The sequence below is a fragment of the Kluyvera genomosp. 1 genome (genome assembly GCF_001266615.1).
Classification (GTDB): Bacteria; Pseudomonadota; Gammaproteobacteria; order Enterobacterales; family Enterobacteriaceae; genus Kluyvera; species Kluyvera cryocrescens_A.
In genome coordinates this window covers 53,361-76,849 of the sequence record NZ_LGHZ01000015.1, presented here as the reverse complement: position 1 = coordinate 76,849, position 23,489 = coordinate 53,361, and the positions used below count along the sequence as shown (strand labels likewise).

23 protein-coding genes are annotated in these 23,489 nt (G+C 52.4%); 19 read left to right on the top strand and 4 right to left on the bottom strand.

What is annotated here, in order from left to right; genetic code table 11:
* Positions 1-106: 106 nt before the first annotated feature.
* Positions 107-745, top strand: a complete 639-nt coding sequence (locus tag KP80_RS09975; protein WP_052283497.1) for an RpiB/LacA/LacB family sugar-phosphate isomerase — start codon at positions 107-109, stop codon at positions 743-745.
* Positions 746-799: 54 nt separating this feature from the next.
* On the opposite strand, the gene KP80_RS09970 is transcribed toward KP80_RS09975, so the two are convergent.
* The gene (locus KP80_RS09970; protein WP_052283496.1) at positions 800-2,230 is read right to left on the bottom strand and encodes an MFS transporter; all 1,431 of its coding nucleotides are present in this window, start codon (positions 2,228-2,230) and stop codon (positions 800-802) included.
* 210 nt (positions 2,231-2,440) lie between these two features.
* Between KP80_RS09970 and azuC the strand changes: the two genes are divergently transcribed.
* A complete protein-coding gene (gene azuC, locus KP80_RS23085; RefSeq protein ID WP_015963980.1) occupies positions 2,441-2,530 on the top strand; it encodes a stress response protein AzuC in 90 nt (29 codons plus the stop codon).
* Between the two features lie 82 nt (positions 2,531-2,612).
* The gene (locus KP80_RS09965) at positions 2,613-2,864 is read left to right on the top strand and encodes a DUF2766 family protein (protein WP_052283495.1); all 252 of its coding nucleotides are present in this window, start codon (positions 2,613-2,615) and stop codon (positions 2,862-2,864) included.
* A 63-nt stretch (positions 2,865-2,927) separates the two neighbouring features.
* Here KP80_RS09965 and KP80_RS09960 read toward each other — a convergent pair whose 3' ends face one another.
* Positions 2,928-3,431, bottom strand: coding sequence for a non-heme ferritin-like protein (locus KP80_RS09960; protein WP_052283494.1), 504 nt, complete (start codon positions 3,429-3,431; stop codon positions 2,928-2,930).
* A gap of 631 nt (positions 3,432-4,062) precedes the next feature.
* On the opposite strand from KP80_RS09960, the gene KP80_RS09955 reads away from it, so the two are divergent.
* The 4 genes from KP80_RS09955 to araH all read left to right on the top strand — a co-directional run bounded on the left by KP80_RS09955 (position 4,063) and on the right by araH (position 8,475).
* Positions 4,063-4,620, top strand: coding sequence for a DJ-1/PfpI family protein (locus KP80_RS09955; protein WP_052283493.1), 558 nt, complete (start codon positions 4,063-4,065; stop codon positions 4,618-4,620).
* Positions 4,621-4,923: 303 nt separating this feature from the next.
* Entirely contained in the window at positions 4,924-5,904 is a 981-nt protein-coding gene (locus tag KP80_RS09950) for an arabinose ABC transporter substrate-binding protein (protein ID WP_052283492.1), read from the top strand.
* 61 nt (positions 5,905-5,965) lie between these two features.
* A complete protein-coding gene (gene araG, locus KP80_RS09945) occupies positions 5,966-7,480 on the top strand; it encodes an L-arabinose ABC transporter ATP-binding protein AraG (RefSeq protein WP_052283491.1) in 1,515 nt (504 codons plus the stop codon).
* A gap of 14 nt (positions 7,481-7,494) precedes the next feature.
* A complete protein-coding gene (gene araH / locus KP80_RS09940) occupies positions 7,495-8,475 on the top strand; it encodes an L-arabinose ABC transporter permease AraH (RefSeq protein WP_052283490.1) in 981 nt (326 codons plus the stop codon).
* Positions 8,476-8,619: 144 nt separating this feature from the next.
* Here araH and uspC read toward each other — a convergent pair whose 3' ends face one another.
* Entirely contained in the window at positions 8,620-9,039 is a 420-nt protein-coding gene (uspC, locus tag KP80_RS09935) for a universal stress protein UspC (protein WP_052283489.1), read from the bottom strand.
* Positions 9,040-9,833: 794 nt separating this feature from the next.
* On the opposite strand from uspC, the gene flhD reads away from it, so the two are divergent.
* From flhD to cheW, 6 genes are all read left to right on the top strand, one after another.
* A complete protein-coding gene (flhD, locus tag KP80_RS09930; protein WP_052283488.1) occupies positions 9,834-10,184 on the top strand; it encodes a flagellar transcriptional regulator FlhD in 351 nt (116 codons plus the stop codon).
* Positions 10,181-10,765: a flagellar transcriptional regulator FlhC gene (gene flhC, locus KP80_RS09925; protein ID WP_197276151.1), complete on the top strand. Its 585-nt coding sequence runs from the start codon at positions 10,181-10,183 to the stop codon at positions 10,763-10,765. Before flhD ends, flhC begins: the two co-directional genes overlap by 4 nt.
* 122 nt (positions 10,766-10,887) lie before the next feature.
* A complete protein-coding gene (gene motA, locus KP80_RS09920) occupies positions 10,888-11,781 on the top strand; it encodes a flagellar motor stator protein MotA (protein ID WP_052283486.1) in 894 nt (297 codons plus the stop codon).
* Positions 11,778-12,704, top strand: a complete 927-nt coding sequence (gene motB / locus KP80_RS09915; protein ID WP_052283485.1) for a flagellar motor protein MotB — start codon at positions 11,778-11,780, stop codon at positions 12,702-12,704. Before motA ends, motB begins: the two co-directional genes overlap by 4 nt.
* A gap of 4 nt (positions 12,705-12,708) precedes the next feature.
* Entirely contained in the window at positions 12,709-14,730 is a 2,022-nt protein-coding gene (gene cheA / locus KP80_RS09910; RefSeq protein ID WP_052283484.1) for a chemotaxis protein CheA, read from the top strand.
* A gap of 22 nt (positions 14,731-14,752) precedes the next feature.
* Positions 14,753-15,256 (top strand): chemotaxis protein CheW, encoded by a 504-nt coding sequence (cheW, locus tag KP80_RS09905; RefSeq protein WP_052283483.1) that lies wholly within the window; start codon positions 14,753-14,755, stop codon positions 15,254-15,256.
* A gap of 374 nt (positions 15,257-15,630) precedes the next feature.
* Here the strand turns inward: cheW and KP80_RS09900 are convergent, their stop codons facing one another.
* On the bottom strand, positions 15,631-16,893 hold the full coding sequence (locus tag KP80_RS09900) for a dicarboxylate/amino acid:cation symporter (RefSeq protein ID WP_052283482.1): 1,263 nt from the start codon (positions 16,891-16,893) through the stop codon (positions 15,631-15,633).
* A 273-nt stretch (positions 16,894-17,166) separates the two neighbouring features.
* Here KP80_RS09900 and tar point away from each other — a divergent pair, with 273 nt between their 5' ends.
* Genes tar through cheZ form a run of 6 tightly spaced genes read left to right on the top strand, consistent with a single transcriptional unit; the run spans position 17,167 to position 23,464 of the window.
* Entirely contained in the window at positions 17,167-18,822 is a 1,656-nt protein-coding gene (gene tar / locus KP80_RS09895) for a methyl-accepting chemotaxis protein II (protein ID WP_052283481.1), read from the top strand.
* A 38-nt stretch (positions 18,823-18,860) separates the two neighbouring features.
* Entirely contained in the window at positions 18,861-20,465 is a 1,605-nt protein-coding gene (locus KP80_RS09890; protein WP_052283480.1) for a methyl-accepting chemotaxis protein, read from the top strand.
* A 24-nt stretch (positions 20,466-20,489) separates the two neighbouring features.
* On the top strand, positions 20,490-21,356 hold the full coding sequence (gene cheR, locus KP80_RS09885) for a protein-glutamate O-methyltransferase CheR (protein ID WP_052283479.1): 867 nt from the start codon (positions 20,490-20,492) through the stop codon (positions 21,354-21,356).
* On the top strand, positions 21,353-22,402 hold the full coding sequence (locus KP80_RS09880; RefSeq protein WP_052283478.1) for a protein-glutamate methylesterase/protein-glutamine glutaminase: 1,050 nt from the start codon (positions 21,353-21,355) through the stop codon (positions 22,400-22,402). Before cheR ends, KP80_RS09880 begins: the two co-directional genes overlap by 4 nt.
* A 17-nt stretch (positions 22,403-22,419) precedes the next feature.
* Positions 22,420-22,809: a chemotaxis response regulator CheY gene (gene cheY / locus KP80_RS09875; RefSeq protein ID WP_052283477.1), complete on the top strand. Its 390-nt coding sequence runs from the start codon at positions 22,420-22,422 to the stop codon at positions 22,807-22,809.
* Positions 22,810-22,819: 10 nt separating this feature from the next.
* Positions 22,820-23,464, top strand: coding sequence for a protein phosphatase CheZ (gene cheZ, locus KP80_RS09870; RefSeq protein WP_052283476.1), 645 nt, complete (start codon positions 22,820-22,822; stop codon positions 23,462-23,464).
* The last annotated feature ends 25 nt before the right edge of the window (positions 23,465-23,489 follow it).

Here is a 23,489-nt window from a genome sequence, read left to right as displayed (position 1 = left end):
AACGTTTTTTCATAAAATTTGAAAGTGTGTTTGTCTGGTAGTAAGGTTACCGTAATGTAATCGACCGACTGCGGGCGAGCCCGCGTAGCTTTCAGGAGAGGAAAGAATGAAAATTGCACTGATGATGGAAAATAGCCAGGCCAGCAAAAACGCGACTATTCATCATGAGTTAAAAGCCGTGGCCGATGAAAAAGGCTTCCCGGTGTATAACGTGGGCATGTCCGATGAAAACGATCATCACCTGACCTACATCCACCTGGGCATTATGGCCAGCATCCTGCTGAACTCCAAAGCGGTAGACTTCGTGGTAACCGGCTGCGGTACCGGCCAGGGCGCAATGATGTCTCTGAATATCCACCCAGGTGTGGTATGTGGTTACTGCCTGGATCCCGCGGATGCTTTCTTGTTTGCACAGATCAATAACGGGAATGCGCTGTCTCTGGCTTTCGCTAAAGGCTACGGCTGGGGCGCAGAGCTGAACGTACGTTACATGTTTGAAAAAGCATTCACCGGCCGTAACGGTGAGGGTTACCCACCAGAGCGTAAAGAGCCGCAGGTTCGTAACGCGGGCATTCTGAATCAGGTGAAAGCCGCTGTCGTGAAGGAAAACTATCTGGATACCCTGCGCGCTATCGATCCTGAGCTGGTGAAAACCGCCGTTTCCGGTCAGCGTTTCCAGCAGTGTTTCTTCGAAAACTGCCAGAATAAAGAGATCGAAGCTTTTGTTCGCGAGGTTCTGGCATAAGCCAGTCCGCCAACGGCAAAATAAAAACCCACGCTTGCGTGGGTTTTTTGTTTTTCAGGACGGCTGTTTTACCTTCTTCGATACCGAACTTCCCGCATCACGCGTCAGGTGCAGCGTATCAATCATGCCGATAAGGCAAATCAGCGCGATAAAGATAAAGGCAAGGCGGAAGCTAATGCCCGGCATGGCGCTTAAGTCCAGTGCTGAGCTTATCTTCTCACCGATGCGGATACCAATTGCACCCAGCGTAATACCCAGCCCGATTGCCAACTGGCTGGCGGTGCTAAATAGAGTATTGGCGTAGCTCATCTGCGGGGAAGGGACGTCCGCAAAAGCGAGCGTGCTCACCCCGGTGAACTGAATAGAGCGGAATACGCCGCCAAGATAGAGGATGAGCATAATCGCCCACACCGGCGTCTGTGGCGTCAGGAAGGCGCAGGCAACCAGCGCCAGCACGTTGAGCGCACCGTTAAGCAACAGCAGACGACGAAAACCAAGCCAGCGGATAAGCGGCGTGGTGGCTGGCTTAATCGTCAGATTGCCCACGAACACCGCCAGTACCAGCAGCCCGGAGTGGAAAGGATCCATCCCAAAACCAACCTGGAAAAGCAGTGGCAGCAGGAAAGGAACGGCACTTATCGAGGCGCGGAACAGTGAGCCGCCGTACATGGTTACTCGAAAAGTGGGTACTTTTAGCGCGTCCATACGGATCATCGGCGCAGGGCTGCGACGAAAATGATGCAGTGCATAATAGAACGTGACCCCGCCAATCAGCAGCAGCGTAACAATCAATCCTCTTTGCATTTTCTCGGCACCCAGCAGCTCCATCGCGTAGACCAGACTGACCATCGAAACCGATGTGGCCAGGAATCCAGGCAGATCGAAAGGACGCCGTTCATCATCACGAATGTTCGGGATAATCCGCAGCGCCAGAATGATGGCGATAATGCCCAGCGGGACGTTAATAAAGAAGATCCAACGCCAGTCGGCAACGCTGGTAATAAACCCGCCAAGCGGTGGCCCGATAATTGGCGCGATGAGTGCGGGCCAGGTCAGCGTGGCAATTGCAGTGATCAGTAGATGCTTGGGCGTTGTACGCAGCACGGCGAGACGGCCAACCGGAACCATGAGCGCACCGCCCACACCCTGTAAAATACGCATCGCGACAAAGCTATGGGCGCTGGTGGCCAGGCCGCAAAACACGGAGGAGACGGTAAAGATGGCCAGCGCCAGGCTGAAGATAGTGCGGGCACCGAAGCGGTCGGCTATCCATCCGCTCGCAGGAATCAGTACCGCGAGAGTTATCAGGTAGGCGCTGATGCCGATATTCAAATCGACCGCTTCGACGCCAAAGGTTTTCGCCATATCTGGCAAGGCGGTGGCAATCACCGTCCCATCAAGGAACTCCATAAAGAATGCACCGGCCACAAGCAGCGCCGCAGGGGATACCCCACGCGTTGCCTGGGCCTGGAGAGGCTCACTCATCTTTTTTACCCTATCAAAAGAACTCGTAATATTTACAAATTTTTGTAGATGTTGTAAGTGGTAGATTTCTATAACAAAATTTTTATAAATTTAACGTAAATAATAAGATTGGTGTGATTTGCATCGCAGAATGGTTGATTTTTGTGACGTGAGTCATATTATAGGTCCGTAGACAATAACACCTGCATAACAAAAAACGGAAACATCACCATGAAACAGCGTATGCGTAAAATCCTCAAAAGCATGTTTGAAAACTACTGCAAGACATTCAAAGACGTACCGCCAGGCGCTATGTTCTGATTAAAAAAACCTGCAGCGGCAGGTTTTTTTATCTTCTGCAAAAGTAGGTTACTATTACGCTCCGCAAAATAGGAGCAAAAAAATGTCTCAGAACCTTACCCCTAACGATGAACTGGTTTCCGATGTGGTTGCCTGTCAACTCGTTATCAAACAGATCCTCGACGTCATTGACGTTATCGCTCCGGTTGAAGTACGTGACAAGATGGCATCCCAGCTGAAATCGATTGATTTTACTACTCATCCGGCAGGTGCAGATCCGGTAACGCAGCGGGCCATTCAAAAAGCGATCGCCTTAATTGAGCTGAAGTTTACGCCGCAGGACGCTGCGCATTAATCAACGGAGGCACCTGTCTCTAGAGATTGAATAGCAAGGGCGGGGCCGCCCTTGCTGGATAAATTAATGCTGTTGATGGGTCATGATATTCAGCAGATGCTGATCGGTTTGTTGAATGCACAGGCCGGCTTTACGCGCGCTACGGACTTCATCCAGAATCGTCTTCAGCAAGATACCATCCTGTTCCTGCTCTTCTTCCAGCGTATTCAGGAAAGTCAGGGTGCTATCGTCTTGAAGCACTTTTGCTTCCTGAGTCAGCTCAGACAGCGTTGACGTCCGCTGTTCATGATCCTTGATGGTTTTAACGAAAAGGTCTTCAAGCGTTGCGCATTTGTCTTCCTTGGCTTCAAAAGCTTTTACCACCGGATATGCGCCTGCTTTCTTCATATAGTCGAACACACGCATCATTTGCGTCACGCTGGACTGCGCCTGCGAGCGTAAAAACGTCGCGGTGCCATTCAGTCGGTGTTCTGAGCACCACTCGCTCAAACGCAAATAATGATTAGATGCATAAAATTCAAGATTCATCTGAGCATTAAGCTTTTGAACCATTCCCGAAACTGCCATACGAATATCCTTATTGCTGGGTAGGAACGATACGCGAGACATCGCATAGTTCATAATAGCCGCTAACCATGCGCTATTTCCGCGTTGAGTGCGATTACAGATATATTATCTGTAGTCCTCATGCATGACCTGAAATATAATGATCTTCCGGTCTTAAAAAAGAATACCCCCAGAAGTGATACAAGAAAACTCTTATAAGTCTCTTTTTACGTTTCGTTACAACAGATATTAGAATTGGCTTAATGTTCAATATTAAATTTTCATAATGACATGATTAATAGTGATTGTAACTTTGAGGTTATACTCATAAGGCGCTGTTAACATATGGGAATTCTGTTGCATTGCGTACATATTAAAATGTGATCAATGTCTAAAATGTTAATCGAATTTAGATGCTGGATAGGCGTAATCAGCTTTCTTTGTTATGAATAAGCGCTCGTTATTATAATTCTTATTTATATATGCGATTTTTTTGCGGCAAGACTAAATATCTCAATGGCGTTAATTTTGTTTTAGATCAATTTTGATTGTCGCAGCCCAGAGGATTATGTTCGCAGTCATTTAGCGTGTGCACGTCCACCCATTTCATCGTCAGGGAGGACAATCTTGATATGAATTTACAGGAGTTAAAATGAAACAGGTTGCAGTACTGCTGGCCCCTGGATTTGAAGAAGGGGAAGCCATTGTCACTATCGATATTTTGCGCCGTCTGCATATCGGTGTTGAACTGGTATCGTGCGCTGAATCTCGTGCGGTTGTGAGCTATCACGATATTCCGATGGTGGCGGATGCGACACTGGCAGAACGTCTCGACACCCTGTACGACGCGGTCGTGCTGCCGGGTGGCCCGCAGGGAAGCGTCAATCTGGCGGCAAACCCCGATGTGGTTAAATTTGTTGAAGCTCATGATGCCGCCGATAAATTTATCTGCCCAATCTGCTCTGCCGCCGCACGCGTGCTGGCCGGGAATGATCTGTTGAAAGGCCGTCGTTACGTGTGTTCTGGAGATTTATGGCAGGACGTGAAGAATGGCGAATACGTTGATGCACCGGTTGTTGAAGACGGCAATCTCATCAGCGGCAAAGGTTTTGGCCACGTATTTGATTTTGCCTTTACCGTTGCAGCCCGTTTGTTAGGTGATGAAGCACCGGTACGTGACCACGCCGATCATATTTACTATCGTTGGTAATCCTTTCCTGCCTTTCCGCTTTGGCTAACTTTGCTGTTAATTGAGAGAACCGGGCGCCAATTTAGCGCGAATTGTCTGACAATTCGCGCTGCTTAATATGTAATTATCTGCTGAATCTATGCATCACTTTACTGTAATTCTGCGGTGTGATGCCGCTCTCTTATGGAAAGTGAATTCCGGGCTATTAATGTTTCAACAACGTTAACGCTGTCAGTGAAACAGCTAATACTTTGTTTTATGTCTAATTTAAATCGGCTTTCTGATTTTTCCCTACATAAAAGAACATTAAGGCTGGAGTTAACCATGCACAAATTTACTAAAGCGTTGGCGGCCATTGGGCTGGCGGCTGTTATGTCACAATCAGCTATGGCTGAAAATCTTAAACTCGGTTTTTTAGTGAAACAGCCGGAAGAACCCTGGTTCCAGACCGAATGGAAGTTTGCGGATAAGGCGGGGAAAGATCTCGGTTTTGATGTGATTAAAATAGCCGTTCCGGATGGCGAAAAAACGCTGAATGCGATTGATAGCCTGGCGGCGAGCGGTGCGAAAGGCTTTGTTATCTGTACGCCTGATCCGAAACTGGGGCCAGCAATCGTGGCGAAAGCCCGCAGCTATGACATGAAAGTGATCACCGTCGATGATCAGTTCGTCAATGCCAAAGGCAAACCGATGGATACCGTCCCACTGGTGATGATGGCGGCCAGCGAGATTGGTGCCCGCCAGGGGCAAGAACTGTATAAAGAGATGCAAAAACGCGGCTGGGATGTGAAAACCACCGGTGTTATGGCGATCACCGCAAATGAGCTGGATACCGCGCGTCGCCGTACAACTGGGTCGATGGACGCGATAAAAGCCGCGGGTTTCCCGGAAAAACAGATTTATCAGATCCCAACCAAGTCTAACGATATCCCTGGCGCATTCGATGCCGGTAACTCGCTGCTGGTACAGCACCCTGAAGTCAAACAATGGCTGATTATCGGTATGAACGATAACACCGTACTGGGCGGCGTGCGCGCAACGGAAGGTCAGGGCTTTAAGGCAGCTAACGTCATTGGTATTGGTATTAATGGCGTCGATGCGGTCAACGAGCTGTCAAAAGCGCAGGCAACTGGTTTCTTCGGTTCTCTGCTGCCAAGCCCGGATATTCACGGCTATAAGACCAGTGAACTGCTGTACAACTGGGTGGAGAAAGGTGTAGAACCGCCTAAATTCACCGCGGTGACCGACGTCGTGCTGATCACGCGTGACAACTTCAAAGAAGAACTGGCGAAAAAAGGCCTCTGAGTCCTGATGGTTCTCCTCCCGCTGAACGGGGGGAGAAGGATAGCTGATTGTGGAGGTTGCCATGCAACAGTCTGCCCCTTATCTCTCTTTCCACGGTATTTGCAAAACCTTCCCAGGCGTAAAGGCGCTGTCCGATATTAGCTTTGATTGCTATAGCGGGCAGGTGCATGCGCTGATGGGGGAAAACGGTGCCGGTAAGTCGACGCTGCTGAAAATACTCAGCGGCAACTATTCTCCGACTTCCGGTTCCCTCGCACTGCGTGGGGAAGAGATTTCGTTTGCCGATACGACCGCAGCTTTGAACGCGGGTGTCGCGATTATTTACCAGGAATTGCATCTGATCCCGGAGATGACCGTCGCTGAAAATATCTACCTGGGGCAATTACCCAGCCGCGGCGGGATCGTTAACCGGTCACTACTGAACTATGAAGCGCGCCTCCAGCTCGAACATCTGGGGCTGGATATCGATCCTGATACGCCGCTGAAATACCTCTCCATTGGTCAATGGCAGATGGTAGAGATTGCTAAAGCTCTGGCACGTAACGCCAAGGTGATTGCGTTTGATGAACCCACCAGCTCACTCTCCGCCCGTGAGATCGATAATCTTTTTCGGGTGATCCGCGAGCTGCGCAAAGAGGGGCGAGTGATCATTTATGTTTCGCACCGTATGGAAGAGATCTTCGCCATTAGCGATGCCATTACCGTGTTCAAAGATGGCCGCTACGTCTGCACGTTCGACGATATGAAAGAGGTCAGCCATGACCGCCTGGTGCAGGCGATGGTGGGGCGTAACATTGGCGATATCTATGGCTGGCAGCCGCGTGAGTATGGTGAAGAACGTCTGCGTCTTGCGCTGGTGAAAGCACCGGGTGTCCGGACGCCAATCTCGTTGTCGGTGCGCAGCGGCGAAATTGTCGGTCTGTTTGGGCTCGTGGGCGCTGGGCGCAGCGAGCTGATGAAAGGCATTTTTGGCGGTACCCGAATTACCGGTGGTGAGATCTTTATCGACGGTCAGCGGGTGACGATTGATAAACCGGCGCAGGCCATCCGGGCGGGGATGATGCTGTGCCCGGAAGATCGCAAAGCTGAGGGGATCATCCCGGTGCATTCGGTGCGCGACAACATCAATATCAGCGCCCGCCGAAAGCATATCCACGCCGGCTGTCTTATCAATAATGATTGGGAAGCGACCAATGCTGACCACCATATCCAGTCTTTAAACATTAAAACGCCGGGCGCGCAGCAGCTCATTATGAACCTCTCAGGGGGGAATCAGCAGAAGGCGATTTTAGGACGCTGGCTGTCAGAAGAGATGAAAGTCATTCTGCTCGATGAGCCAACGCGCGGTATTGATGTGGGCGCGAAGCACGAGATTTACAACGTGATTTATGCGCTGGCGGCCTCTGGCGTCGCGGTGCTGTTTGCCTCGAGTGACCTGCCCGAAGTGCTGGGTGTGGCTGACCGAATCGTGGTGATGCGGGAAGGCGAAATATCCGGCGAACTGCAGCACGAGAGCGCCAATGAACAACAGGCGTTAAGCCTGGCCATGCCTAAAGTGAGTCAGGCCGTCGCCTGAGTAAGGAGATTATGATGTCATCTGTTACTACACCTGGCGCTCGCGGCTCGTCACTGAGCTTTGGCCGTATCTGGGATCAGTACGGCATGCTGGTGGTTTTTGCCGTCCTGTTCATTTGCTGCGCGCTGTTTGTGCCGAATTTTGCCTCATTCATCAATATGAAAGGGCTGGGGCTGGCGATCTCTATGTCGGGCATGGTTGCCTGTGGGATGCTGTTTTGTCTGGCCTCCGGTGATTTTGACCTCTCGGTTGCGTCGGTTATAGCCTGTGCAGGGGTGACCACGGCGGTGGTGATTAATGCTACTGAAAGTCTGTGGATTGGCGTTTTTGCCGGTCTGCTGCTTGGCGCGGTGAGCGGGCTGATTAACGGCTTCGTGATTGCCCGACTAAAGATCAACGCGCTGATTACCACGCTGGCCACGATGCAGATTGTGCGCGGTCTTGCTTACATCATTTCTGATGGTAAAGCGGTCGGGATTGAAGACGAACGCTTCTTTACGCTCGGCTACGCCAACTGGCTGGGGCTACCGGCACCCATTTGGTTGACGGTGGGATGCCTGATTATCTTCGGCCTGCTGCTGAATAAAACTACCTTTGGCCGTAATACGCTGGCCATTGGTGGGAACGAAGAGGCGGCTCGATTGGCTGGGGTTCCGGTGGTCAGGACGAAGATTATTATCTTTGTGCTCTCCGGGCTGGTTTCCGCCGCGGCGGGGATTATTCTGGCTTCGCGTATGACCAGCGGCCAGCCAATGACCTCAATTGGCTACGAGCTTATCGTTATCTCGGCCTGCGTATTGGGTGGCGTGTCGCTGAAAGGCGGGATTGGTAAAATTTCGTATGTAGTCGCGGGGATCTTAATCCTCGGCACCGTAGAAAATGCGATGAACTTGCTGAATATTTCACCCTTCTCGCAGTACGTCGTACGTGGTCTGATTCTCCTGGCAGCGGTGATTTTTGACCGCTATAAGCAAAAAGCGAAGCAAAGCACGTAGTGAAGCCAACCGACGCCGGAGCACGTTTCGGCGTCGGTACTAAGAATCAGACAGTTTGGAGAGCGGAGTGATGTCATTCGCATTGATGAAAGCGCCAGCGGAAACACCCGTTGGCGCATCGTACTCATAAGACTTTCTGCTTTGTTACAGTGTCACTAATAGTACGTCTACGCCGCTGTTCCCCACGATATTTTTTGCCGAGCAGGTCGCTCGTGAGAAGAAAGTTTGGTTATGATTGCCGCAGATAACCAGGTCAACCTGATGATTTTGGCAAAATGCTTTCACGTGATCGCACAGCTCGCCCGAGGCAATTTGGCTTTTCCAGATGGGGTAGTCGGCTGCATCGGCCAGCGTGCGCAAAAACTGCTGCGTCTCTTCTTGCATCAACTCTCGCAGGCTCTCCATCATTGGTGCTGCAAGCTGATTATACATCTCAGGATCGGTCGAAAGAGTGATCAGGCTAACGCGAGCATTTTCCGGGCGTGCAATCGCAACGGCCTTTTTAAGCAACTCATGGCTTTCTGGAGTAGGGGCCACGGCCACTAAAAGATGTGAGTAAGACATCAGACCTCCTTGCTTGAATAATACGCACTCTATCTTTCCATCTCTTACTCTTTTTACGCCGTACCCGCAAGAGTTGGACGGAATATCGCTGCTTATAACTTAACCTAATACATAAGCAAATTTTATGCGAATTATTGTGCAAAATTCAGGCGAATTGCATAAGCATGACTGAATATATGATGTAATAAATATATATCTTTAACATTTAAATTTTGCTGAATTGATGTTAATTAAAAGTAAATAATCTGCGAATGATTTTGTGATCAATGTTTTAATGTTTCAATTTATTGAATTTGCGATGAATTTTGTTTATTAGATGAAAGCATGATCTGTGATAAATTTTTCGTAAATGGGTCACGTAAAGTCGCACATTCTGAATCGCTGTTTAATAATTTCCGTGAATGAATATCCGTTAGGGTGGAATAAAACGCCGCTTTAGCTGGTCGTTTATTAGTCAAAATACAAAGGTGACTGATAGATCGGCTTCAAAAATACGGTTTGATTTTGTGATAGAGATCACATAAATTTCAAATTAACAGCGAAGTAACATTGTATGTGTCACATCTGGCGAGTAAAGTTGCGTCGAATTAGGAAAAATCTTAGTAAATTGTAAGAAATGTTTAGATTTGTCGGGTCATAAGTGAAATCGTTACCCGATAATCACACAGAAAGATTTACCTGATTGGCCATGCATTTCGACCGATTCATTTTTTTTATCGGGCCTTGCCCGACGACATCACGGGGTATGCGGTTTGACCGCATAAAGTACTAATTGGTTATTCGGGATGGGGAAAATGCATACATCCGAGTTGCTAAAGCACATCTACGACATTAATTTGTCTTATCTGCTTCTTGCACAGCGTTTGATTGGTCAGGATAAGGCTTCTGCTATGTTCCGCCTCGGTATCAACGAGGATATGGCAAAAGTCCTCGGGGAACTGACGCTCCCGCAGATGGTGAAGCTAGCGGAAACTAACCAATTGGTTTGTCAGTTCCGCTTTGATAACGCCCAAACCATTACCCGCCTGACGCAAGAGTCTCGCGTTGATGACCTCCAGCAGATTCACACCGGTATTCTGCTTTCCACCAGATTGCTGAATGAAGCCAGTAACTCAGGCGAACCTGCCCGTAAGAAAAGGGCTTGACGATGAGCGAAAAAAGCATTGTTCAGGAAGCCCGCGATATTCAGCTTGCGATGGAGCTGATAACGTTGGGTGCTCGTTTGCAGATGCTGGAAAGTGAAACTCAGCTCAGCCGTGGTCGGCTGATAAAACTCTACAAAGAGCTGCGGGGCAGCCCGCCGCCGAAGGGAATGCTGCCGTTTTCAACGGACTGGTTTATGACATGGGAACAGAATATCCACTCCTCCATGTTCTGCAATGCCTGGCAGTTCTTACTCAAAAGCGGCCAATGCTCCGGCGTTGATGCCGTGATCAAAGCCTATCGTCTCTATCTTGAACAGTGTCCTCAGCAGGATGATGGGCCGTTATTAGCCCTGACTCGCGCCTGGACTTTAGTCCGTTTCGTTGAAAGCGGATTGCTTGAACTTTCTAGCTGCCATTCCTGCGGCGGTAATTTTGTGACTCACGCACACCAGCCTGCGGGCAGTTTTGTTTGCAGCCTGTGCCAGCCTCCATCACGCGCAGTAAAAAGACGTAAACTTTCCAACGATCTTGCCGATAGTAATCCACAACTGCTGGATGAACAGATAGGGCAAGCTGTTTAACCCCACTCGACGTGGATTAAACACTCCAGCAGCGGTCTTCGGGCCGCTGCTTTTTTTTACCCCATGGGGGGTGAAATCACCCGTCTGTCTCCTCTCTTAGTCAACAGTGGAAGGATGATAGCGTGCTTATCTTAATAGGTTACCTGGTTGTTTTGGGGACAGTTTTCGGCGGTTACATGATGACCGGCGGACACCTTGGGGCACTGTATCAACCGGCTGAGCTGATCATTATCGGCGGGGCGGGGGTCGGCGCATTTATCGTGGGGAACAACGGTAAAGCCATCAAGGGAACAATGAAGGCGCTGCCTTTGCTGTTTCGCCGCTCGAAATACACCAAAAGTATGTATATGGACCTGCTGGCGCTGCTTTACCGCCTGATGGCCAAATCGCGTCAGCAGGGGATGTTTTCGCTGGAACGCGATATTGAAAACCCGAAAGAGAGTGAAATATTTGCCAGCTATCCGCGCATTCTGGCGGATGCGGTGATGCTCGAATTTATCGTCGACTATCTGCGTCTCATTATCAGCGGCAACATGAATACCTTCGAAATTGAAGCGCTGATGGACGAAGAGATCGAAACCCATGAAAGCGAAAGCGAAGTGCCGGCCAACAGCCTGGCGCTGGTGGGGGATTCGTTGCCGGCCTTTGGTATCGTAGCTGCGGTCATGGGGGTGGTTCACGCGCTAGGTTCCGCTGACCGTCCGGCGGCTGAGCTGGGCGCGCTGATTGCCCACGCGATGGTGGGGACGTTCCTCGGTATTTTGCTGGCCTATGGTTTCGTCTCTCCGCTGGCCAGCGTCCTGCGACAGAAAAGCGCAGAAACCACCAAGATGATGCAGTGCGTCAAAATCACGCTGTTGTCCAACCTCAATGGTTACGCGCCGCCAATCGCCGTCGAATTTGGTCGTAAAACGCTTTACAGCAGCGAGCGTCCATCGTTCATCGAACTGGAAGAGCACGTACGTGCAGTACGTAACCCGGCAGGGCAGCAGCAAACGACCACCGAGGACGCATGAAAAACCAATCGCATCCCATCGTTGTCGTCAAACGGCGTAAGCATAAATCACACGGCAGTGCGCATGGCTCGTGGAAGATCGCCTATGCCGATTTTATGACCGCGATGATGGCGTTCTTCCTGGTGATGTGGCTTATCTCCATCTCCAGCCCGAAAGAACTTATCCAGATCGCGGAATACTTCCGTACTCCGCTGGCTACCGCGATAACTGGCGGCCCGAGAATGGCGAACAGCGACAGCCCGATCCCCGGTGGTGGCGATGATGTCACGCAGAAGCAGGGCGAAGTGAACAAGCAGCCAAACATCGATGAGCTGAAAAAACGGATGGAAGTGAATCGTCTGAAGCGTATTCGCGGTGAACTTGACCAACTGATTGAGGCTGACCCAAAACTGCGTGCGCTGCGGCCGCACTTAAAAATCGACCTGGTGCAGGAAGGTCTGCGTATCCAGATTATTGATAGCCAGAATCGCCCAATGTTTAAAACCGGCAGCGCCGAAGTTGAACCGTATATGCGCGATATTCTGCGCGGGATTGCGCCGGTGCTTAACGAGATCCCCAACAAAATTAGTCTTTCCGGCCATACTGATGATTATCCCTATGCGACCGGTGAGCGTGGCTACAGCAACTGGGAACTTTCGGCGGATCGCGCCAACGCATCGCGTCGTGAGCTGGTAGCCGGTGGGCTGGATGACGGAAAAGTTTTACGCGTCATCGGGATGTCAAACTCGATGCGCCTATCAGCACGCGGTGGCGGCGACGCGATCAACCGTCGCATTAGCCTGCTGGTGCTGAATAACCAGGCTGAACAGGCCATTCTCCACGAGAATGCCGAGAGCCAGAATGAACCTTTAAGCGTATTACAGTCGCCGAATGCCTCATCAGCAGCGTCTGGCACTACGCCGCCCCAACCCGACTCGAGGTGATAGCGTGAGCATGGATATCAGCGATTTTTATCAGACATTTTTTGATGAGGCCGACGAACTACTGGCCGATATGGAACAGCATCTGCTGAACCTGGTGGTGGATGACCCTGATGCTGAACAGCTGAACGCGATTTTCCGCGCGGCGCACTCGATTAAGGGCGGCGCTGGCACCTTTGGCTTCACCATTTTGCAGGAAACCACGCACCTGATGGAGAACCTGCTGGATGAAGCCCGGCGTGGGGAAATGCAGCTCAACACCGATATTATCAACCTGTTTTTGGAAACCAAAGATATTATGCAGGAACAGCTCGACGCCTATAAAAGCTCCACCGAACCGGATGCTGCCAGCTTCGAATATATCTGCAATGCCTTGCGTCAGCTTGCGCTTGAGGCAAAAGGCGAAAGCGTCTCTTCCATTGCGGGCAATACCCGACTGAGCGTAGTGGCCAATAGCCCGCAGCCGGATGTGGAGGAGGAGCAGACGCTGGGTGGTAAAACGCAGATTACGCTGTCTCGTCTGAAAGCCGGTGAACCGGAAATGCTGGAAGAGGAGCTGGGAAATCTGGCGACCTTAAGTGAAGTCAGCAAGACCGCAGATTCTTTGACGGCGACTCTCGACGGCGACGTGAATCAGGACGACATCATTGCGGTGCTGTGCTTCGTCATTGAAGCCGATCAGATTGAGTTTTCCACTGTTGCGACGGCGGCAGAGGCTGAGCCTATGGCGGAAGAAGAGGAGGCGGTCGCCGCGCCAGTCGATATTCCGGTTGCGGTGGCGGTCAATGGTCCCGCGCCAGCCCCGCGCGTGGAGCGTGAAAAACCGGCGGCACGCAGCAGTGAGTCAACCAGCATTCGCGTGGCGGTTGAAAAGGTCGATCAGCTGATTAACCTGGTTGGTGAGCTGGTGATCACCCAGTCGATGTTGGCACAGCGTTCAAATGCCCTTGACCCGGTTTCCCACGGTGACCTGATTACCAGTATGGGCCAGCTTCAGCGTAACGCCCGCGACCTGCAGGAATCGGTGATGTCCATCCGTATGATGCCGATGGAATACGTCTTCAGCCGCTTCCCGCGGCTGGTCCGCGACCTGGCAAGCAAACTGGGTAAGCAGGTTGAACTGACGCAAATTGGTAGCTCAACCGAACTCGATAAGAGCCTCATCGAACGCATTATTGACCCGTTAACCCACCTGGTGCGTAACAGTCTCGATCACGGAATCGAATTGCCGGAAGCGCGTCTGGCGGCAGGGAAATCGGCGGTGGGGAATCTGACGCTTTCCGCCGAACATCAGGGCGGCAATATTTGTATTGAAGTCACCGACGATGGGGCGGGGCTTAACCGTGAACGTATTCTGGCGAAGGCGATGTCACAGGGGATGTCGGTGAGCGAAAGCATGACCGACGAAGAGGTCGGGATGCTGATCTTTGCCCCGGGTTTCTCCACAGCTGAACAGGTGACCGATGTCTCCGGGCGCGGCGTGGGCATGGACGTGGTGAAACGGAACATCCAGGAGATGGGTGGCCACGTTGAAATCAAATCTAAGCAGGGGGCGGGAACCACCATCCGCATCCTGTTGCCGCTGACGCTGGCCATTCTTGACGGTATGTCGGTGAAGGTGAGCGAAGAGGTGTTTATTCTGCCGCTCAACGCGGTGATGGAATCTCTGCAGCCGCGAGAAGAAGATTTGCATCCGCTGGCGGGTGGCGAACGCGTACTGGAAGTGCGTGGGGAATACCTGCCGCTGGTTGAATTGTGGAAAGCATTCGACGTGCAGGGGGCCAAAACTGAAGCGACGCAGGGCATTGTCGTCATCCTGCAAAGCGCTGGCCGTCGCTATGCGCTGCTGGTCGATCAGTTGATTGGCCAGCATCAGGTAGTGGTGAAAAACCTCGAGAGCAACTATCGCAAGGTGCCGGGTATTTCGGCGGCAACTATCCTTGGTGACGGCAGCGTCGCACTGATTGTCGATGTCTCCGCCCTGCAGGGTTTAAATCGTGAAAAACGTCTGGCGAACACAGCCGCTTGAAACGCAGAGAAAAGGTAAAAACATGACCGGTATGACGAATGTAACAAAGCTGGCGGGTGAGCCGACAGGACAGGAATTTTTGGTGTTTACGCTGGGCAATGAAGAGTACGGCATTGATATCCTGAAGGTGCAGGAGATCCGTGGTTACGATCAGGTGACGCGCATTGCCAATACCCCGGCATTTATCAAAGGCGTGACTAACCTGCGCGGTGTCATTGTGCCAATTGTCGATCTGCGGGTGAAATTCAGCCAGGAAGACGTTGAGTACAATGACAACACAGTGGTGATCGTGCTGAATCTCGGCCAGCGTGTGGTTGGGATTGTGGTCGATGGCGTCTCTGATGTGCTGTCGCTGGCGTCCGAGCAAATTCGCCCGGCACCTGAGTTTGCGGTTACGCTGTCCACTGAATACCTGACCGGCCTCGGCGCACTGGGCGATCGCATGTTGATTCTGGTTAACATTGAGAAGCTGCTCAATAGCGAAGAGATGGCGCTGCTTGATAGCGCTGCCAGCCACGCAGCCTGATAGCGAAAGGGTTCATCGTAGCGATAGGATGAACCCTTAATTTATCACCATTTTGTTATTTCCCACCACGCCATCTCCGCACGTAAAAATCGCTCTCTCGCGGGTAACGTCTCTATTTTTCGTATCAATCGCTACGGTGTTGCTTGGCCCGTGTTTGGCAAGCTGGATAAACGCCAGCCAGCATGTGTCCTTACCTTGAGCAAAAAGAGTGTCGCATTGCGATAGCGAAGAGGGGCAACAATAGACAACAGGAAGAGGGCGTTGACGTTAGCCAGACCGGGCGGTCTGGCTGGTGTCGAAGACGATTCCCGGCATCGATGAGTGGTATGACTGCGTGGTCATTGAGCCCGCGACGCCGGGAAATAACGCTCGATTTACATATTTTGCTGCGCCATTTCCGGCTCTTCTTGTGCCAGTTGGCCTTCGTTCTGTGACAGCATTGCCGTGGCCACGCCGTTGCCCAACACGTTGATCGCCGAGCGACCCATGTCGAGGAAGTGGTCAATGCCCATCAGCAGTAAAATCCCCGCGACCGGAATGTTAAAGCTTGGAATCGTTGCCGCCAGGACCACCAGCGCCGAGCGCGGTACCCCGGCAATCCCTTTTGAAGCCAGCATTAGCGTCAGCATCAGCACGGCAATTTCAGAGAAGCTCAGATGGATATTGTAGGCCTGAGCGATAAACATGGAGGCGAAAGAACAGTAAACCATCGAGCCCACCAGGTTAAAGGAGTAACCAATCGGCAGCACGAAAGAGACTATGTTGCGCGAGCAGCCAAACTTGGTCAGCTGTTCAAGGGTTTTTGGATAAGCCGCTTCGGAGCTGCTGGTGGTGAACGCGACCAGCACAGGATCCTTAAGCATGCTGAGCAGACGGAAGACATCCTTTTTCAGCACCATATAGCCGATCGCCACCAGCACACAGCAGGTCAGCACGATCGCAACATAGTAACCGCCGATAAACGAGGCGTAGTTCAGCAAAATTCCCAGCCCCTCGGTGGCAATGACCGAGGAGATGGCAGCAAAAATCGCTAGCGGCGCAACGTACATCACGTAGCCGGTGACTTTCAGCATAATGTGAGAAACTACGTCCAGCGCAGCGACCAGCGGAGCGTTGAATTTCTGACCCAACGAAGCACCGCCGATGCCGAAGAACATCGAGAAGACCACAATCTGCAGAATTTCGTTATCGGCCATCGCGCCAACAATACTGGTCGGAATGGTGTGAGACAGGAAGCCCTTCAGGCTCATTCCACTGACCGCCAGGCCGGTGTCCACCGTATCTTTTGGAATGGCTAAGTTCAGACCGCTACCTGGATGTTGCAGCGTCACGATAAATAAACCGACCAGAATAGACAGCACCGATGAGCTGATAAACCAGACCATCGCTTTACCGCCCACGCGGCCGATGGTTGAGGTTTCGCCGAGCTTCATAATGCCGACGGTCAGCGTGCTAAAGACTAATGGTGCAATGACCATTTTGATTAGACGCAGGAATATATCGGTGAAGAGCGTGATGTTGCCAGACCAGACTTCGATGGTGTTTGCTGATGCATAGGAATGGATCATTGCGCCGGTGAGAATTCCCGCCAGCATGAAAATCACGATAAAAATCGTGAGTTTGTTTGCGTTTGCCACAAAAAATACCCCGTCAGATTACGAAATTGCCCCGCGATGAAGAAATGCTTTTTTATTATGTAATGCCATCAATTCATTCATTACATAAATTGTATGAAAGTGGGTTCATTTACAACTTTTTTTTATATTTTATAAAAAGCGTTGTGATTCAGTGACTCGCGCCCAACCCTGGTCTGACCCCTTCTCCTGCCTGCGATTTTTACTCTGAGCGCGCGTAAAGTTTCTATTTAGGATGCCGATAACAGCGGTAACTGAATATAGAGAAGGTGTTGTATGTTAAACCGTATCCGCGTTGTCACACTGCTGATGTTGGTGCTGGTCGTCTTCGCACTTCTGCAGTTAATTTCGGGGAGCTTTCTTTTTTCCTCGTTACACCAAAACCAACAGAGCTTTGCGCTCTCCAATTCACTGCGCACTCAACAAGCTGAACTCACCAAGGCGTGGGATCTGATGCTGCAAACCCGTATCAACCTGAGCCGATCGTCGGCGCGGATGATGATGGATACCAACAACCAACAAAGCAGCGCCAAAAATGAGCTGCTGAAAAACGCCAGAACCACGCTGTCGCAAGCGGCGGGCCACTTTGAGCGCTTTAGCCAACTTCCTCCCCAGCCTGCGATGAGCGACACCAGCGCGCAGGTGACCAAAACCTATAACAACTATTTTGCCGCGTTACAGGAGCTGGTGGGCTTCCTTGAGAGCGGCAATATGGACGCTTATTTTGCCCAGCCGACCCAAGGCATGCAGAACGCTCTGGGCGAGGCCATGACTCAGTATTCCACGCAAAGTGAACAGCTCTATCAGCGTGCCTTTACCAACAGCAGTCGCGATTATCAGATTGCTCGCTGGCAGCTGGCGGTGCTGGCCGTTGTGCTGGTGTTGGTGATGGTCGGCGCATGGTTTGGCATTCGCGCCATTTTGCTCAAACCGCTGGCGGCGGTCATGGGGCATATTCGCCATATTGCGGCGGGTGACCTGACTCAGAGCCTGGCGCTGCGCGGCAAAAATGAAATCACCGAGCTTGGCGATACCGTCACTCACATGCAGAGTTCGTTGATCGATACCGTGACCCATGTTCGTGAAGGCGCAGAGGCTATCTATCACGGCACCAGCGAGATTGCTGCTGGTAACAACGATCTTTCCGCGCGGACGGAACAGCAATCCGCTTCGCTGGAAGAGACGGCGGCCAGCATGGAACAGCTTACGGCGACGGTGAAGCAGAACGCCGAAAACGCGCGTCAGGCTTCGCACCTTGCATTAAGCGCATCAGAGACTGCACAGCGCGGCGGTAACGTGGTCAATGGCGTGGTGAACACCATGCATGAAATTGCCGCAAGTTCGCAGAAAATATCCGATATTACCGGCGTTATCGACGGAATTGCCTTCCAGACCAATATTCTGGCGCTGAATGCCGCCGTGGAAGCGGCGCGTGCCGGTGAGCAGGGCCGTGGTTTTGCGGTGGTGGCGGGTGAAGTGCGTAACCTTGCCAGCCGTAGCGCCCAGGCCGCGAAAGAGATCAAAGCGTTAATTGAAGATTCTGTCTCTCGTGTCGATACCGGATCGGTACTGGTCGAAAGTGCGGGGGAAACCATGACCGATATCGTCAATGCGGTCACCCGCGTGACCGACATCATGGGTGAAATCGCCTCCGCTTCCGATGAGCAGAGTAGGGGTATTGACCAGGTGGCTATTGCCGTGGCCGAGATGGACAGCGTAACGCAGCAAAACGCCTCGCTGGTGGAAGAGTCGGCAACCGCTGCCGCGGCACTTGAAGAGCAGGCCGAGCGTCTGAATCAGGCCGTGGCGGCATTTCGCCTTAATGCCGGCGTCAACCGGAATACAAAAACTGCGGCTCCATCGCTGACGACGCCGACGCGTCTCGCAGCGACCGCCAGCAGTCGAACGGATAACAACTGGGAAACCTTTTAATTTTACCCGCGGCGTTTGCCGCTTTTAGGAGTGTGGTGATGCTTTATCGTATTCGAATCTCTACCACGTTATTTCTGATTTTGATTATCTGCGGGATTTTGCAGATTGGCAGTAATGGACTCTCCTTTTGGGCTTTTCGCGATGGGCAAAACAACATTAATCAAGTTGACCAAAGCAGCCAGCAGTTGAATACCTTAACCGAATCGCGTGCGGCGATGTTGCAGGCGAGCACCATGCTGAACAAGGCGGGGACGCTGACGGCGTTAAGCTATCCGCCGACGGAAGTGCGCAGCATGATTGACGATGTTAAGCAGGAGCTGTCACAGGCCGAGGCGCTGTTTCAGGGCTTTATGGCCCTGCCGCTGATGAGTAACCACGATAAGGAGTTACAGGACCAGACGGCGAAAACCTTTACCGCCTGGCATGAAATGCTGGCGCACCAGACCGCCTGGCTTGAGAACAACCAGCTAGCGGAGTTTGTTGCCGCGCCGGTACAAAAATCTCAGGACCAGTTCGACAATGACTACGAGAGCTGGCGTAAAAATATCGAAAATAACGTTGCTTCCGCTGAACGTGAAAGCCAGAGCGACTATCAGCGCTCCACGATTACGTTTATTGCCATGGTGATTATCTCCGTGCTGATGACCGTCGGGGCGCTGTGGTGGGTTCGCCATATGATTGTTAAACCCTTAGCCATCATCAGCAGCCACTTTTCGGGCATTGCCAAAGGCAATCTGTCGCGCTCGGTCTCTGTGTACGGCAAAAACGAAATTAGCGCCATTTTTGCCGGTCTGAAAGAGATGCAAACATCCCTGCGCGAAACCGTTGGGCACGTTCGTGAAGGCAGCAATGCGATGCATACCGGGATTTCGGAAATCGCCGCCGGCAACAACGATCTTTCCGCGCGCACTGAACAGCAGGCGGCATCGCTGGCACAAACCGCTGCCAGTATGGAACAGCTGACCGCAACGGTTAGTCAGAACGCCGATAACGCCCGTCAGGCATCCGATCTGGCCCACGGAGCAGCGGATACCGCGAAGCGTGGTGGTGAGCAGGCCAGCCACGTTGCGCAGACGATGCACAATATCGCCACCAGTTCGAAGAAAATCAGCGACATCATCAGCGTTATCGACGGTATCGCTTTCCAGACCAATATTCTGGCGCTAAATGCAGCTGTTGAAGCCGCGCGTGCGGGTGAACAGGGCCGCGGTTTTGCAGTCGTGGCCGGAGAGGTGCGTAACCTTGCCAGCCGCAGCGCCCAGGCCGCAAAAGAGATCAAAGTGCTGATTGAAGAGTCGGTTGCTCGCGTGCAGGAAGGATCGGCGCTGGTGGAAACCTCTGCCAACACGATGACGGAGATCGTCCAGTCGGTGACCCGGGTCAACGACATTATGGGGGAGATCGCCTCGGCTTCTGATGAACAGCGTCGTGGGATTGAACAGGTGGCGCAGGCGGTGAGCCAGATGGATCAGGTGACGCAGCAAAACGCCGCGCTGGTCGAACAGGGTGCGGCGGCGACAGAGCAGCTGGCAAGCCAGGCCGACCACTTAACGACCGTCGTCTCCGTATTTGAGCTTGAAGAAGTGAAGGCAGAAGCGCCGCGCGAAAACGTCGTGCTGTCTGCGATACCCGCAGTTTCCTGAAATGATGTGATGTAAGAAGGCGCTATGACTGTATCTCTGCCAAATGGGCAATCGCAATTACTGAGCCAGCTGACGCAGCGCCTGACGCTCACCGACGCGCAGTTTCGTCGGATCTGTCAACTGATCTACCAGCGCGCCGGGATCGTGCTGGCGGATCATAAACGTGACATGGTTTACAACCGCCTCGTTCGACGTCTGCGTACGCTGAATCTGGAGGATTTTGGTCATTACCTCAGCCTACTGGAAGCCAACAGCGACAGTGCGGAGTGGCAGGCGTTTATCAACTCGCTCACCACGAACCTGACGGCATTCTTCCGCGAGGCGCATCACTTTCCTACGCTGGCGGAGCATGCCGCGCGTCGGCAGGGTGAATATCGGGTGTGGAGCGCGGCGGCATCAACTGGCGAGGAGCCTTATTCTATCGCCATTACGCTTGCCGATACGCTGGGAACCGCGCCTGGCCGCTGGCGCGTGGTGGCCAGCGATATCGATACCGAAGTGTTAGAAAAGGCGCAGAGCGGGATTTATCGCCTGGATGAACTGAAGACGCTCTCCCAGCAGCAGCTCCAGCGCTATTTCATGCGCGGCACCGGGCCGCACGATGGGCTGGTGCGCGTGCGTTCAGAGCTGGCGAACTATGTCGATTTTAGTTCGTTAAATTTGCTGAGTACGCACTACGCCATTTCAGGCCCGTTCGATGCAATCTTCTGTCGTAACGTCATGATCTATTTCGACAAGACGACGCAGCAGGAGATTTTAAAACGCTTTGTGCCGCTGTTGAAACCGGATGGACTGTTGTTCGCCGGACACTCGGAGAACTTCAGCCATATCGCCCGCGAATTTAGCCTGCGCGGACAAACGGTCTATGCGCTAAGTAAGGGAAGAGCATGAGTAAAATCAGGGTATTGTCGGTGGATGATTCGGCGCTGATGCGACAAATCATGACCGAGATTATCAACGAACATGACGATATGGAGATGGTGGCAACCGCGCCAGATCCGCTGGTCGCCCGCGATCTTATCAAAAAATTCAATCCGGACGTGCTGACGCTGGATGTCGAAATGCCGCGAATGGACGGCCTCGACTTTCTGGAAAAGCTAATGCGCCTGCGGCCGATGCCGGTGGTGATGGTTTCGTCGCTGACCGGGAAAGGGTCGGAGGTGACGCTACGCGCGCTGGAACTGGGGGCGATTGATTTCGTCACCAAACCGCAGATCGGTATTCGTGAAGGGATGCTGGCGTACAGCGAAATGATTGCCGACAAAGTTCGGGCGGCATCCAGAGCGCAGATTAGCGTGCACAAAGCCCTGGCCGCGCCGAAGACGCTGAAGGCCGGGCCGATGCTCAGTTCGGAAAAGCTGCTGGTGATTGGCGCATCAACGGGGGGCACCGAAGCGATTCGTCACGTTCTGCAACCGTTACCGCTAACCAGCCCGGCGATTCTTATTACCCAGCATATGCCGCCAGGCTTCACGCGTTCATTCGCAGAGAGGCTGAACAAGCTGTGTCAGATTACGGTGAAAGAGGCTGAGGACGGCGAGCGTGTACTGCCCGGCCATGCCTATATCGCACCGGGAGACAAGCATATGGAGCTGGCGCGCAGCGGGGCAAACTATCAAATCAAAATTCATGACGGGCCACCGGTTAACCGGCACCGCCCGTCGGTGGATGTGCTGTTTCATTCAGTGGCGAAAAACGCCGGGCGCAATGCCGTCGGGGTGATCCTGACGGGCATGGGCAATGACGGCGCTGCCGGAATGCTGGCGATGCATCAGGCCGGGGCCTGGACCATTGCGCAGAATGAAGCCAGTTGTGTGGTGTTCGGCATGCCGCGTGAGGCCATCAATTCCGGTGGCGTCAGCGAAGTGGTCGATCTTAGCCAGGTAAGCCAGCAGATGCTGGCGAAAATCAGTGCCGGACAGGCAATACGTATTTGAATCAGGAGAATTATTTTATGGCGGATAAAGAGCTTAAGTTTTTAGTTGTGGATGACTTTTCCACCATGCGTCGCATCGTGCGTAACCTGCTTAAAGAGCTGGGTTTCAACAACGTGGAAGAAGCTGAGGATGGCGTTGACGCGTTGAATAAACTGAATGCGGGCGGATTTGGTTTTGTGATTTCTGACTGGAACATGCCAAATATGGACGGGCTGGAACTGCTGAAAACCATCCGTGCCAATGGCGCAATGGCGGCAATGCCGGTGCTGATGGTTACCGCAGAAGCGAAGAAAGAAAATATTATCGCCGCGGCACAAGCCGGTGCCAGCGGGTATGTCGTTAAGCCGTTTACCGCGGCGACTCTGGAAGAAAAACTGAACAAAATCTTCGAGAAACTGGGCATGTAAGGTGACTATCATGATGCAATCTTTCATTAAGCCCGGCGAAGAGCATTCTGCCGCGGATATTATCAGCCGTATCGGCAATCTGACCCGCATGCTGCGCGATAGCCTGCGTGAGCTGGGGTTGGATCAGGCGATAGCTGAAGCGGCGGAAGCGATCCCGGATGCCCGTGACCGTCTGGACTATGTGGTACAGATGACCGCGCAGGCCGCTGAGCGCGCGCTGAACAGCGTTGAAGCCTCGCAGCCGCATCAGGATGAAATGGAAAAAGGGGCGAAAGCCCTCAGCACGCGCTGGGATGCGTGGTTCGAAAACCCGATTGAGTTGGCGGATGCTCGCGAACTGGTCAGCGATACCCGTAAGTATCTTGGTGAGGTGCCGGGGCATACCAGTTTTACCAACGCGCAGCTGCTTGAAATCATGATGGCGCAGGATTTCCAGGACCTGACTGGTCAGGTGATCAAGCGCATGATGGATGTGATTCAGGAAATTGAGCGCCAGCTGTTAATGGTGCTGCTGGAAAACATTCCTGAGCAGGGCGCGCGGCAGAAGCGTGAGAATGACAGCCTGCTCAATGGCCCGCAGGTTGATACGTCGAAAGCGGGCGTAGTCGCAAGTCAGGATCAGGTCGACGATCTGCTCGATAGCCTGGGATTCTGATAGCAAAATGGCCCGCGTGCGGGCC